11 protein-coding genes are annotated in these 12784 nt (G+C 39.2%); all 11 read left to right on the top strand.

The features are described from left to right. The first annotated feature begins 3 nt into the window (after positions 1-3). The 11 genes from ACUXEY_RS10000 (at position 4) to pyrE (ending at position 12750) form a co-directional block, all read left to right on the top strand. Positions 4-912 (top strand): RluA family pseudouridine synthase, encoded by a 909-nt coding sequence (locus ACUXEY_RS10000; RefSeq protein WP_001980601.1) that lies wholly within the window; start codon positions 4-6, stop codon positions 910-912. Between the two features lie 203 nt (positions 913-1115). Beyond that, a complete protein-coding gene (pyrR, locus tag ACUXEY_RS09995) occupies positions 1116-1658 on the top strand; it encodes a bifunctional pyrimidine operon transcriptional regulator/uracil phosphoribosyltransferase (protein WP_001156490.1) in 543 nt (180 codons plus the stop codon). Between the two features lie 146 nt (positions 1659-1804). Next, complete coding sequence (gene uraA / locus ACUXEY_RS09990) at positions 1805-3088, top strand: uracil permease (RefSeq protein ID WP_000435928.1); 1284 nt, start codon at positions 1805-1807, stop codon at positions 3086-3088. Positions 3089-3236: 148 nt separating this feature from the next. Continuing rightward, positions 3237-4151, top strand: coding sequence for an aspartate carbamoyltransferase (pyrB, locus tag ACUXEY_RS09985; RefSeq protein ID WP_166701998.1), 915 nt, complete (start codon positions 3237-3239; stop codon positions 4149-4151). Next, positions 4135-5421, top strand: a complete 1287-nt coding sequence (pyrC, locus tag ACUXEY_RS09980) for a dihydroorotase (protein WP_461300585.1) — start codon at positions 4135-4137, stop codon at positions 5419-5421. Before pyrB ends, pyrC begins: the two co-directional genes overlap by 17 nt. Continuing rightward, positions 5418-6515 carry a carbamoyl phosphate synthase small subunit gene (locus tag ACUXEY_RS09975; protein ID WP_000828668.1) on the top strand — a complete coding sequence of 366 codons (1098 nt, stop codon included), beginning with the start codon at positions 5418-5420 and terminating at the stop codon, positions 6513-6515. Before pyrC ends, ACUXEY_RS09975 begins: the two co-directional genes overlap by 4 nt. Continuing rightward, entirely contained in the window at positions 6500-9718 is a 3219-nt protein-coding gene (carB, locus tag ACUXEY_RS09970) for a carbamoyl-phosphate synthase large subunit (protein WP_461300584.1), read from the top strand. Before ACUXEY_RS09975 ends, carB begins: the two co-directional genes overlap by 16 nt. Next, entirely contained in the window at positions 9715-10494 is a 780-nt protein-coding gene (gene pyrK, locus ACUXEY_RS09965; RefSeq protein ID WP_000983359.1) for a dihydroorotate oxidase B electron transfer subunit, read from the top strand. The genes carB and pyrK overlap by 4 nt, the downstream gene beginning before the upstream one ends. Beyond that, positions 10491-11420, top strand: a complete 930-nt coding sequence (gene pyrD, locus ACUXEY_RS09960; protein ID WP_001081057.1) for a dihydroorotate oxidase B catalytic subunit — start codon at positions 10491-10493, stop codon at positions 11418-11420. Before pyrK ends, pyrD begins: the two co-directional genes overlap by 4 nt. Next, positions 11405-12121: an orotidine-5'-phosphate decarboxylase gene (gene pyrF / locus ACUXEY_RS09955; RefSeq protein ID WP_461300583.1), complete on the top strand. Its 717-nt coding sequence runs from the start codon at positions 11405-11407 to the stop codon at positions 12119-12121. Before pyrD ends, pyrF begins: the two co-directional genes overlap by 16 nt. Continuing rightward, positions 12118-12750 (top strand): orotate phosphoribosyltransferase, encoded by a 633-nt coding sequence (gene pyrE / locus ACUXEY_RS09950; RefSeq protein ID WP_000711449.1) that lies wholly within the window; start codon positions 12118-12120, stop codon positions 12748-12750. Before pyrF ends, pyrE begins: the two co-directional genes overlap by 4 nt. Positions 12751-12784: the final 34 nt, after the last annotated feature.

The following is a 12784-nucleotide window of genomic DNA, read 5'->3' as shown; positions in this document are numbered from 1 at the left end:
TGAATGAGTGAAGTAGTACAAGTAACAGTTGCAGAGGAACAAAAAAGCGAGCGAATTGATAAATTCGTTGCAGAAATAAACGGTGAATGGTCACGTTCACAAGTACAGCAATGGATTAAAGATGATGTTGTAACAGTTAATGGGAAATCGGTAAAAGTAAATTATAAAGTTAAAGAAAATGATGAAATCACAGTAACGATTCCTGATCCGGAAGAGTTAGATATTCAAGCAGAAGATATGAACTTAGAAATTTATTATGAAGATGCAGATGTACTCGTTGTTAATAAGCCGCGTGGTATGGTTGTACATCCAGCACCAGGTCATACAAGTGGTACGCTTGTGAACGGTCTTATGCACCACTGTACAGACTTATCAGGCATTAATGGTGTAATGCGTCCAGGTATCGTGCATCGTATTGATAAAGATACATCAGGCCTATTAATGGTTGCTAAAAATGATATGGCACACGAATCACTTGTGAATCAACTTGTAGCAAAAACAGTAACAAGACGTTACAAAGCGATTGTACACGGTGTTATTCCACACGATAAGGGAACAATTGATGCTCCGATTGCTCGTGATAAGAAAGAGCGTCAAAGTATGACAGTTGATGAAAATGGTAAGCATGCTGTTACACATTTTCAAGTGTTAGAGCGATTCAAAGATTTCACACTTGTAGAATGTCGCTTAGAAACAGGACGTACACACCAAATTCGTGTTCATATGAAATATATTGGCTATCCACTTGCAGGAGATCCAAAGTATGGACCAAAGAAAACATTAGACATGAATGGACAAGCACTTCACGCAGGTATTTTAGGATTCGACCATCCCCGCACGGGTGAGTATATTCAGTTTGAGGCACCGATTCCAGAAGTGTTTGAAGATGCATTAAATATTTTACGAAAATAGTATTGACAAATCATAAGAAAACTGAGATACTGACAACAGTTAAATAATGATCCTTTAACACAGCCCCGTGAGGTTGAGAAGGTAACGGTTTGAAATACATAGGGTATGCTGTACCCTTTTTTCAAAAGTCCTCTCGCACACGCTGAGAGGACTTTTTTTATACCATTACTCTCACGCAAGAAAAAAGCTTGGAGGTGTAGAGCATGCAAGAGAAAGCAGTCGTTTTAGATGACCAAATGATTCGCCGCGCTTTAACACGAATTAGTCATGAAATCGTGGAACGAAATAAAGGTGTCGATAATTGTGTTCTTGTCGGAATTAAAACTCGTGGGATTTTTATTGCACAACGTTTGGCAGAACGAATTGGTCAAATTGAAGGAAAAGAAATGGAAGTTGGAGAGCTAGATATTACATTATATCGTGATGATCTAACACTACAATCGAAAAATGAAGAACCACTTGTAAAAGGTTCTGATATCCCTGTAGATATTACAAAGAAAAAAGTTATCCTTGTAGATGATGTATTATATACAGGAAGAACAGTTCGAGCAGCAATGGATGCTCTTATGGATTTAGGTAGACCATCACAAATCCAACTGGCGGTTCTTGTTGATAGAGGTCATCGTGAACTACCAATTCGCGCTGATTATGTAGGAAAGAACATTCCAACATCAAGTGAAGAGCGTATCGAAGTTGATTTGCAAGAGACAGATCAACAAGATAGAGTAAGCATATACGATAAGTAAAGCCCTTTTAAATGTAGTCCTGTGAGGCTGCCAAAGGGTCTTGGCTTTCATATGTCAAATTTGGCATACGAAAGTGTAGGACTCTTTGTGCACAGGCACAAAGAGTTTTTTTATTGCAAAGAATTAAACTGAAGGAGGATGTAACAATGGAACAAAAGCCAGTGTTAGACGTTAATGAAGTACCAAAACCGGGAAAATGGTTATTTTTAAGTATACAACATTTGTTCGCGATGTTTGGATCAACAGTGCTTGTTCCGTTTTTAACAGGATTGAATCCGTCAGTAGCATTAATATCAAGTGGATTAGGAACGCTAGCGTTTCTTCTTATAACGAAAGGTCAAGTACCTGCCTATCTAGGATCATCATTTGCCTTTATCGCACCGATAATAACAGCGAAAACAGCAGGTGGACCTGGAGCAGCAATGCTCGGTGGTTTGCTAGCAGGACTTGTGTACATCTTAATCTCACTCGGAATTAAGAAGTCAGGATCAGAGTGGATTATGAAATTACTTCCGCCAATCGTAGTTGGTCCAGTAGTAATGGTAATCGGTCTAGCTTTAGCACATACAGCAGTTAACATGGCGATGAACGGTGCGGATGGCAAATATAGCTTTACACACTTTTCAGTAGCGTTAGTAACGTTAGCAATTACAATTATCTGCTCTATATTCGGAAGAGGGTTTTTCAGTATCATACCAGTGTTACTAGGGATTATCGGCGGATATATCTTCGCTTACTTCCAAGGGCTAGTAGACTTAAAGCCGGTAGCTGAGGCAAAATGGTTTGTTGTACCAGATTTCACAGTACCATTTGTAACATATACTCCGGAGTTTTCGTGGAAGATTGTACTCCTAATGGTACCAGTTGCACTAGTAACAATTTCAGAGCATATCGGACATCAAATTGTACTTGGAAATGTTATTAAAAGAGATTTAATTGAAAAACCAGGTTTACACCGTTCAATCTTCGGTGATGGAGTAGCGACATTAATCGCATCACTAATCGGTGGACCACCGAATACAACGTATGGTGAAAACATCGGTGTGCTAGCAATTACGAGAGCATACAGTGTATACTTATTCATCGGTTCAGCAGTGTTCGCAATCATGTTCGGGTTTATCGGTAAGATTTCTGCACTCATTCATTCGATCCCAACACCGGTTATGGGGGGGGTATCAATCTTACTATTCGGTGTAATCGCATCAAGCGGATTACGCATGATGGTAGATGATAAAACAGACCTAAGTGACAAACGAAACTTAATGATTGCATCAGTAATACTAGTAATCGGTATTGGTGGAGCGGTACTTCACGTAGGAGAATCGTTCCAAGTAGAAGGAATGGCACTAGCAGCAATTGTAGGTGTACTATTAAATCTACTACTACCAGAAACGAAACAAATAAAACAATCTAAACAGATTGCATCATAATAATAACCTTTTAATTCAGTCCTGTGAGACCGGAAAGGGTGGCTTCTTTCTTGCACCCTAGTCTCACACGACTAGGGTATTTTTATGCAAAGGTTGTTATAAAAATACAAAAGTGGTAACATAAAAATCAGAAAGATGAGGGATGACGATGAGCCATTTGTTAACGATGAGTGAATTATCGGAAGTAGAAATTTCAGAAATCCTAAAAGACGCAGAAGATTTCGCGAATGGAAAAGAGAGCAAAACGACAGAGCAAACTTTTGTTGCGAACTTGTTCTTTGAGAATAGTACGAGAACGAGATTTAGCTTTGAAGTTGCTGAGAAAAGATTAGGACTAGAAGTTTTAAACTTTTCAGCTGATGCATCTAGCGTACAAAAAGGAGAGACTTTATACGATACGATAAGAACACTAGAATCAATCGGAACAAAAGCGGTAATCGTCCGCCATGAGCAAGATCGCTACTTCGATGAACTGAAAGATCAGGTAAATATCCCAATCTTAAACGCTGGAGATGGATGTGGAAACCATCCAACGCAGTGCCTACTCGATCTACTTACAATAAAACAAGAGTTTGGAAGATTTGAAGGATTAAAGATTGCGATAGTAGGAGATGTTCGTCATAGCCGAGTAGCACGTTCTAATGCAGAAGCATTAACGAAACTGGGTGCAACAATTTACTTTGCAAGTCCAGAAGAGTGGAAAGATGAAGACAACACATTTGGAACATACAAACCATTAGATGAACTTGTTCCAGAAGTGGATGTAATGATGTTACTTCGTGTACAACATGAGCGTCATGATCATTATGAAACAGACATTATGAAAGAGTATCATGAGAAACACGGATTAACAGTGGAAAGAGAAAAACGTATGAAAGAAGGAAGCATTATTATGCATCCAGCTCCAGTAAACCGAGATGTTGAAATTGCAAGTGAACTTGTTGAGTGTGAGCGTTCACGCATATTTAAACAAATGGAAAATGGAGTTTACGTAAGAATGGCTGTACTAAAACGTGCCTTACCAAATGTATTAGGAGGAATGAAACATGAATTACTTGTTTAAAAATGGTCGTTATATGAATGAAGAAGGAAAAATCGTAGCAACAGATCTTCTCGTACAAGACGGTAAAATCGCTAAGGTAGCAGAAAATATTACGGCAGATAATGCTGAAGTAATCGATGTGAACGGAAAGTTAATCGCACCTGGATTAGTAGATGTGCACGTGCATCTTCGTGAACCAGGTGGTGAACATAAAGAAACAATTGAAACGGGCACACTAGCAGCGGCAAAAGGTGGATTCACTACAATTTGTGCAATGCCAAATACACGCCCAGTACCAGATTGCAGAGAACATATGGAAGACTTGCAAAATCGTATTAAAGAGAAAGCGCATGTCAATGTACTACCATACGGAGCAATTACAGTACGCCAAGCGGGTTCTGAAATGACAGATTTCGAAACATTAAAAGAACTTGGAGCATTTGCTTTCACTGATGACGGTGTAGGCGTACAAGATGCTAGCATGATGTTAGCATCTATGAAGCGTGCAGCGAAATTAAATATGGCAGTAGTTGCACACTGTGAAGAGAATACTCTTATTAATAAAGGTTGTGTACATGAAGGGAAGTTTTCTGAGAAACACGGATTAAACGGTATCCCATCAGTATGTGAATCTGTACATATTGCAAGGGATATATTGCTTGCTGAAGCGGCAGATTGTCACTATCACGTATGTCACGTAAGTACGAAAGGCTCTGTACGCGTAATTCGTGATGCAAAGCGCGCTGGAATTAAAGTAACAGCAGAAGTAACACCTCATCACTTAGTGTTATGTGAAGATGATATCCCATCAGCTGATCCTAACTTTAAAATGAACCCACCGCTTCGTGGAAAAGAAGATCACGCAGCACTAATTGAAGGTTTACTAGATGGAACAATCGATATGATCGCAACTGATCATGCACCGCATACAGCGGAAGAGAAAGCACAAGGAATTGAAAGAGCACCATTCGGAATTACTGGCTTTGAAACAGCATTCCCGCTTCTATACACAAACCTTGTGAAAAAAGGAATTATTACATTAGAACAATTAATTCAATTCTTAACAGAAAAGCCAGCTGATACATTCGGCTTAGAAGCAGGTCGCCTGAAAGAAGGTAGAACAGCTGATATTACAATCATTGATTTAGAACAAGAAGAAGAGATTGATCCAACAACATTCTTATCAAAAGGAAAAAATACACCATTCGCAGGTTGGAAATGCCAAGGATGGCCGGTAATGACAATCGTTGGTGGTAAGATCGCATGGCAAAAGGAGAGTGCATTAGTATGAAAAGACAACTTATCTTAGAAGATGGAACAGTATTAATTGGAAAAGGTTTCGGAGGAGAAATCGAAAAGTCAGGTGAGGTTGTATTTACAACAGGAATGACTGGATATCAAGAAACATTATCTGATCCATCATATTGCGGTCAAATCGTGACATTCACGTACCCATTAATCGGAAACTACGGCATCAACCGTGATGATTTTGAATCGATTCACCCTTCTGTAAATGGTTTAATCGTAAACGAAATTTGTGATCACCCATCAAACTTCCGTAATGAAATTTCGTTAAATGACTACTTAAAAGAAAGAAACATCCCAGGATTAGCAGGGATTGATACGAGAAAATTAACGAGAAAAATTCGTCAATACGGTACATTACGCGGACGCCTTTGTAACATGGATGCAGATGTAGAATACATCGTGAGCCAATTAAAAGCGACAGTATTTACAGATCATGTAAAACGCGTATCAACGAAAGATCCATACCCAAGCCCAGGCCGCGGACATCGCGTTGTACTTGTAGACTTCGGTATGAAACATGGTATTTTACGAGAATTAAATAAACGTGACTGTGATGTGATTGTAGTTCCTTACAACACAACAGCAGAAGAGATTTTACGACTTAGCCCAGATGGAATTATGTTAAGTAACGGACCTGGGGATCCAAAAGATGTACCAGAAGCAATTGAAATGTTAAAAGACATTATCGGTAAAGTTCCTTTATTCGGAATTTGCCTAGGACATCAATTGTTCGCGCTAGCATCTGGTGCGAATACAAGTAAATTGAAATTCGGTCACCGTGGTTTAAACCATCCAGTAAAACATCTTGCAACTGGAAAAGTAGCAATTACATCTCAAAACCATGGTTACGCAGTAGAAGAAGAGTCAGTTAAAAATACAGAACTTGAAATTACGCATGTCGCTTTAAATGATGGAACAGTAGAAGGTCTTCGTCATACGAAGTTCCCAGCATTTACAGTACAATATCATCCAGAAGCTTCTGCAGGACCAGAAGATGCAAACGATTTATTCGAAGATTTCTTAGCAATGATTGAAAACTTCAAGAAAGAAGGGGAAGAGTTATGCCAAAACGCCTAGACATTAACACAATTTTAGTAATCGGATCAGGACCAATTGTAATTGGGCAAGCAGCGGAGTTTGACTACTCTGGTACACAAGCTTGTCAATCTCTTAGAGAAGAAGGTTACAAAGTAATCCTTGTTAACTCTAACCCAGCAACAATTATGACAGATACTGCAACAGCAGATAAAGTATATATAGAACCATTAACACTAGAATTCGTAAGCCGTATCATTCGTAAAGAACGCCCAGATGCAATCTTACCAACATTAGGTGGTCAAACAGGTTTAAACATGGCTGTTGAACTTGCGAAATCAGGCATACTTGAAGAGTGTGGAGTTGAAATTTTAGGAACAAAATTATCAGCAATTGAGCAAGCGGAAGATCGTGATTTATTCCGTACATTAATGCAGGAATTAAATGAACCAATTCCATCTAGTACAATTATTCATACGCTAGAAGAAGCACATGAATTTGTAAAAGAAATTGGATATCCAGTTATTGTTCGCCCAGCATTTACAATGGGTGGAACAGGTGGCGGAATCTGTAGTAATGAAGAAGAACTAATTGAAATCGTATCAGGTGGATTAAAACATAGTCCAGTAACACAATGTTTATTAGAAAAGAGTATTGCTGGTTGTAAGGAAATTGAATATGAAGTAATGCGTGATTCAAATGATAACGCGATTGTAGTATGTAACATGGAAAATATCGATCCAGTTGGAGTTCACACAGGTGATTCTATCGTTGTAGCACCAAGCCAAACATTAAGTGACCGTGAATACCAAATGTTACGTAACACTTCATTACGAATTATTCGTGCATTAGGAATTGAAGGTGGATGTAACGTTCAGCTGGCACTTGATCCATATAGCTTCCAATACTATGTAATCGAAGTAAACCCGCGTGTAAGTCGTTCATCTGCACTAGCATCTAAAGCAACTGGATATCCAATTGCGAAGCTAGCGGCGAAAATTGCAGTCGGTTTAACATTAGATGAAATTATAAATCCAGTAACACAAAAAACATACGCTTGTTTCGAACCAGCATTAGACTATGTTGTTTCAAAAATTCCACGCTGGCCATTTGATAAGTTTGAATCAGCGAACAGAACACTTGGAACACAAATGAAAGCAACTGGTGAAGTTATGTCAATCGGACGTAACTTAGAAGAATCATTATTAAAAGCGGTTCGTTCTTTAGAGCTTGGTATTTATCACCTAGAATTAGACCACTTAAAAGAACTTGATAAAGAAACAATGAAAAAACGCATTATAAAAGCTGATGATGAGCGACTGTTTATCGTAGCAGAAGCAATCCGTCAAGGTGTAACGAAAGAAGAAATCAACGATTGGTGTGAAATGGACTTCTTCTTCTTACAAAAAGTAGAAAATATCGTAAACATGGAACGCGAAGTAAAAGCAAATGTAGGAAATATGGAAGTACTACAAACTGCGAAAGAAATGGGCTTCAGTGACCATTACATCGCTAATGCTTGGAACAAAACAGAGCGTGAAATTTACGATATGCGTAAAGAAAGCAATATAACTCCGGTTTATAAAATGGTAGATACTTGTGCGGCAGAGTTTGAATCTGCAACACCATACTACTACAGCACATATGGTGACGAGAATGAATCGGTTAGAACAGATCGTAAGAGTGTAGTAGTTCTAGGATCTGGTCCGATCCGTATCGGTCAAGGTGTTGAGTTTGACTATGCAACAGTTCACTCAGTATGGGCAATTAAAGAAGCTGGATATGAGGCAATCATTGTTAATAACAACCCAGAAACAGTTTCAACAGACTTCAGTATTTCTGACAAATTATACTTTGAACCATTAACGATTGAAGATGTAATGCACATTATCGATTTAGAAAAACCAGAAGGTGTTATCGTTCAGTTCGGTGGACAAACGGCAATTAACTTAGCTGCTAAATTAGAGGCTCACGGTGTGAAAATCTTAGGAACATCACTTGAAGATTTAGATCGCGCAGAAGATCGTGATAAGTTTGAAGCAGCGCTAACACAGCTTGGTATCCCGCAACCAGTTGGTAAAACAGCAACGACTGTAGAGCAAGCAGTAGCAATCGCTGACAAAATTGGTTACCCAGTATTAGTAAGACCATCTTACGTACTAGGTGGACGCGCGATGGAAATCGTATATCGTCAAGAAGAACTGTTGCACTACATGAAAAATGCAGTTAAAGTTCACGCTGATCACCCAGTATTAATCGACCGTTACATGGTTGGTAAAGAAATTGAAGTAGATGCAATTTCAGACGGTGAGAATGTATTCATTCCAGGTATTATGGAACATATTGAACGTGCTGGAGTTCACTCTGGTGACTCAATTGGAGTATATCCACCACAAAGCTTATCTGACAAATTAAAAGAACAAATTATTGAACATACAATTGCACTTGGAAAAGGATTAAACATTGTTGGATTACTAAATATCCAGTTTGTAGTATTCGAAGATCAAGTGTATGTAATTGAAGTAAACCCACGTGCGAGCCGTACAGTACCATTCTTAAGTAAAATTACAGGTGTACCAATGGCGAACGTTGCAACGAAAGTTATTTTAGGGCAAGACCTAGTAGAGCAAGGATATGGAACTGGTTATCACCCAGAAGAGAAAGAAGTATATGTAAAAGCTCCGGTATTCTCATTCGCGAAACTACGCTCAGTTGATACAACATTAGGACCTGAAATGAAATCAACAGGGGAAGTAATGGGTAAAGACTTAACGCTTGAAAAAGCATTATACAAAGGATTAGTTGCTTCTGGAATTAACATCCCAACGCACGGATCAGTAATCATTACTGTAGCGGATAAAGATAAAGAAGAGGCAATGGAAATTGCAAAACGTTTCCACGAAATCGGTTATAACTTATTAGCAACAGCTGGAACAGCAAAATCGTTAGCAGAGCAAAATATCCCAGTACAAGTTGTAAACAAAATTGATTCTGAAGACTACAACTTACTAGATATTATCCGTCAAGGAAAAGCACAGTTTGTAATCAATACGCTAACAAAAGGTAAACAACCAGCGCGTGATGGTTTCCGCATTCGCCGTGAATCAGTAGAAAATGGTGTAGCTTGCTTAACATCACTTGATACAACGAGAGCAATCTTACGAGTATTAGAATCTATGACATTCTCAGCTCATTCAATGAAAGAAATTACGCAAACAAAGCGTCACGAGGTGGTACATGCATGATGCAAAAGCAAAATATGATCGTCGTTAATCAAAAAGAAATCGCAAAAAACATTTACGAATTAGTGCTTCAAGGAACGTTAGTACAGCAAATGAACGAACCAGGGCAGTTTGTACACATTAAGGTAGCAGAGGGCATTGCGCCCCTTCTGCGCCGCCCGATTAGTATTTGTAATGTAGATCAAGAGAAGAACGAATTTACAATGCTATACCGTGCGGAAGGACAAGGGACAAAAACATTAGCAACTAGGAAACAAGGTGAAATGGTAGACGTACTAGGACCACTGGGACACGGTTTTCCTGTAGAAGAAGCAGAAGCTGGCCAAACAGCTTTACTAGTAGGCGGGGGAATTGGTGTACCACCACTTTATGAATTATCACAGCGCCTCGTTGCAAAAGGTGTACGTGTTATTCACATCCTAGGTTTTCAAACGAAAGATGTAGTTTTCTATGAAGAAAAATTTGCAGAACTTGGTGATACGTACGTTGCGACAGTAGACGGTACACACGGTACAAAAGGATTTGTCACAGATGTAATTGATAATTACGGAATTGACTTTGATATTCTTTATTCATGTGGTCCGTTAGCGATGCTTCGTGCATTAGAAGGACGTTACAAAGAGAAAAAAGCTTATATTTCTTTAGAAGAACGTATGGGCTGTGGTATTGGAGCTTGTTTCGCATGTGTATGCCACTTACAAGAAGATCCAAGTGGACATTCTTACAAGAAGGTGTGTAGCGACGGACCAGTATTTCCAATCGGGGAGGTTGTACTATGAACAGATTGCAAGTTGAATTACCAGGATTGTCATTAAAAAATCCAATTATACCGGCATCTGGATGCTTTGGATTTGGTCGTGAATATGCACAGTTTTACGATTTAAGTGTACTAGGATCAATCATGATTAAAGCGACGACAGAACAACCACGTTATGGAAATCCGACGCCTCGTGTTGCTGAAACACCGGGCGGCATGTTAAATGCAATCGGACTTCAAAACCCAGGGTTAGAAAAAGTAATGAATTCTGAATTACCATGGTTAGAACAATTTGATCTTCCAATCATTGCGAACGTTGCAGGCTCACAAGCTGAGGATTACGTAGCGGTTGCAAAAGAAATTTCTAAAGCGCCTAATGTCCATGCACTAGAATTAAATATTTCTTGTCCGAACGTAAAAACAGGTGGTATCGCCTTTGGTACAAATCCTGAAATTGCTGCTGATTTAACGAAGCGAGTAAAAGAGGTTTCTGAAGTACCTGTATACGTGAAGTTGTCACCGAACGTGGCAAACATTGTGGAAATTGCAAAAGCGATTGAAAATGCAGGTGCAGATGGTTTAACGATGATTAATACATTGCTTGGTATGCGTCTAGATTTAAAAACAGCTAAACCAATTTTAGCAAACCGTACAGGTGGATTATCAGGTCCTGCGATTAAGCCAGTAGCAATTCGTATGGTACATGAAGTAAGTCAAGCGGTTAACATTCCAATTATCGGAATGGGTGGTATTGAAACAGCGGAAGATGTAATTGAATTCTTCTACGCTGGTGCAAGCGCAGTTGCAGTAGGTACAGCGAACTTTATTGATCCGTTCGTATGTCCGACAATTATTGAAGAGTTACCAGCATTACTAGATGAATTAGGATTTGATCACATTTCGGAATGTCAAGGAAGGAGCTGGAAGCAAACATGTCACAGTCGTTAATCGTTGCATTAGATTTTCCAGGGAAACAAGATGTAGAACAATTCTTGCGCCACTTTGAAGGGGAAGAGTTATTTGTCAAAGTTGGTATGGAGTTATTTTACAAAGAAGGCCCTGCGATTATTACGTACTTAAAAGAAAAAGGACATAAGATTTTTCTAGATTTAAAACTTCATGATATTCCGAATACAGTAAAAAGCGCTATGCGTAGCCTAGCTAGTCTAGATGTTGATATGGTAAATGTTCATGCTGCTGGGGGAAGCAGTATGATGAAAGCTGCGATTGAGGGATTAGAGGAAGGTAAGCAAGAAGGAAAAGAGAGACCGATTTGTATTGCAGTTACACAACTAACAAGCACTTCGGAAGCTATGATGAAAAAAGAGATCAGCATTGAGAAAACGTTAGAAGAAGCGGTTGCTCATTATGCAAAACTAACGAAAGAAAGTGGACTTGATGGCGTTGTTTGCTCAACGCTTGAAGTTCCAAAACTACGTGAAGTATGCGGAAATGAATTTGTAACAGTAACACCGGGGATTCGTCTTGCAAGCGATGATGTAAATGACCAGGTGCGCGTAGCAACACCGAAACGTGCGAGGGAACTTGGCTCAAGCTATATCGTAGTTGGACGTAGTATTACAAAAGCAGAAAATCCGCTTGAAGCGTATAAAACAGTAAAACAACAGTGGGAAGGTGTAACAGTATGAAAAAAGAAATCGCATCGCATTTATTAGAAATTGGAGCAGTATTTTTACAACCGAATGATCCATTCACTTGGTCTTCAGGTATGAAATCACCAATTTATTGTGATAACCGTTTAACTTTATCTTATCCAAAAGTACGTCAAGCGATTGCAGCTGGATTAGAAGAGTTAATTAAAGAGCACTTCCCAACTGTAGAAGTTATTGCAGGAACAGCAACTGCTGGTATTGCGCACGCTGCATGGGTAAGCGATCGTATGGATTTACCAATGTGCTACGTACGTAGTAAAGCAAAAGGTCACGGTAAAGGGAACCAAATCGAAGGAAAAGCTGAAAAAGGTCAAAAAGTAGTAGTAGTAGAGGATCTAATTTCAACTGGCGGTAGTGCAATTACATGTGTAGAAGCACTTCGCGAAGCTGGCTGTGAAGTATTAGGAATCGTATCAATCTTCACATACGAGCTTGAAGCAGGAAAAGAAAAACTAGAAGCTGCTAACGTAGCATCATACTCTTTAAGCGACTACAGTGCATTAACTGAAGTAGCGGCAGAAAAAGGTATGATCGGACAAGCTGAAACGAAAAAATTACAAGAGTGGCGTAAAAATCCAGCTAACGAAGCTTGGATCACAGCGTAACACGAAAAAATGACCGCGGGGGAACGCGGTCGTT

This window comes from Bacillus sp. F9_6S_D1_P_5, from assembly GCF_054823925.1.
Note: the sequence above shows the minus strand (reverse complement) of the source record. Positions and strands in the feature narration are given on the sequence as shown.

What these genes read in the sequence shown, in the direction of transcription:
- ACUXEY_RS10000 (WP_001980601.1), top strand. Translation starts at nt 4, where the DNA reads ATGAGTGAAGTAGTACAAGTAACAGTTGCAGAGGAACAAAAAAGCGAG.
- pyrR (WP_001156490.1), top strand. Translation starts at nt 1,116, where the DNA reads ATGCAAGAGAAAGCAGTCGTTTTAGATGACCAAATGATTCGCCGCGCT.
- uraA (WP_000435928.1), top strand. Translation starts at nt 1,805, where the DNA reads ATGGAACAAAAGCCAGTGTTAGACGTTAATGAAGTACCAAAACCGGGA.
- pyrB (WP_166701998.1), top strand. Translation starts at nt 3,237, where the DNA reads ATGAGCCATTTGTTAACGATGAGTGAATTATCGGAAGTAGAAATTTCA.
- pyrC (WP_461300585.1), top strand. Translation starts at nt 4,135, where the DNA reads ATGAATTACTTGTTTAAAAATGGTCGTTATATGAATGAAGAAGGAAAA.
- ACUXEY_RS09975 (WP_000828668.1), top strand. Translation starts at nt 5,418, where the DNA reads ATGAAAAGACAACTTATCTTAGAAGATGGAACAGTATTAATTGGAAAA.
- carB (WP_461300584.1), top strand. Translation starts at nt 6,500, where the DNA reads ATGCCAAAACGCCTAGACATTAACACAATTTTAGTAATCGGATCAGGA.
- pyrK (WP_000983359.1), top strand. Translation starts at nt 9,715, where the DNA reads ATGATGCAAAAGCAAAATATGATCGTCGTTAATCAAAAAGAAATCGCA.
- pyrD (WP_001081057.1), top strand. Translation starts at nt 10,491, where the DNA reads ATGAACAGATTGCAAGTTGAATTACCAGGATTGTCATTAAAAAATCCA.
- pyrF (WP_461300583.1), top strand. Translation starts at nt 11,405, where the DNA reads ATGTCACAGTCGTTAATCGTTGCATTAGATTTTCCAGGGAAACAAGAT.
- pyrE (WP_000711449.1), top strand. Translation starts at nt 12,118, where the DNA reads ATGAAAAAAGAAATCGCATCGCATTTATTAGAAATTGGAGCAGTATTT.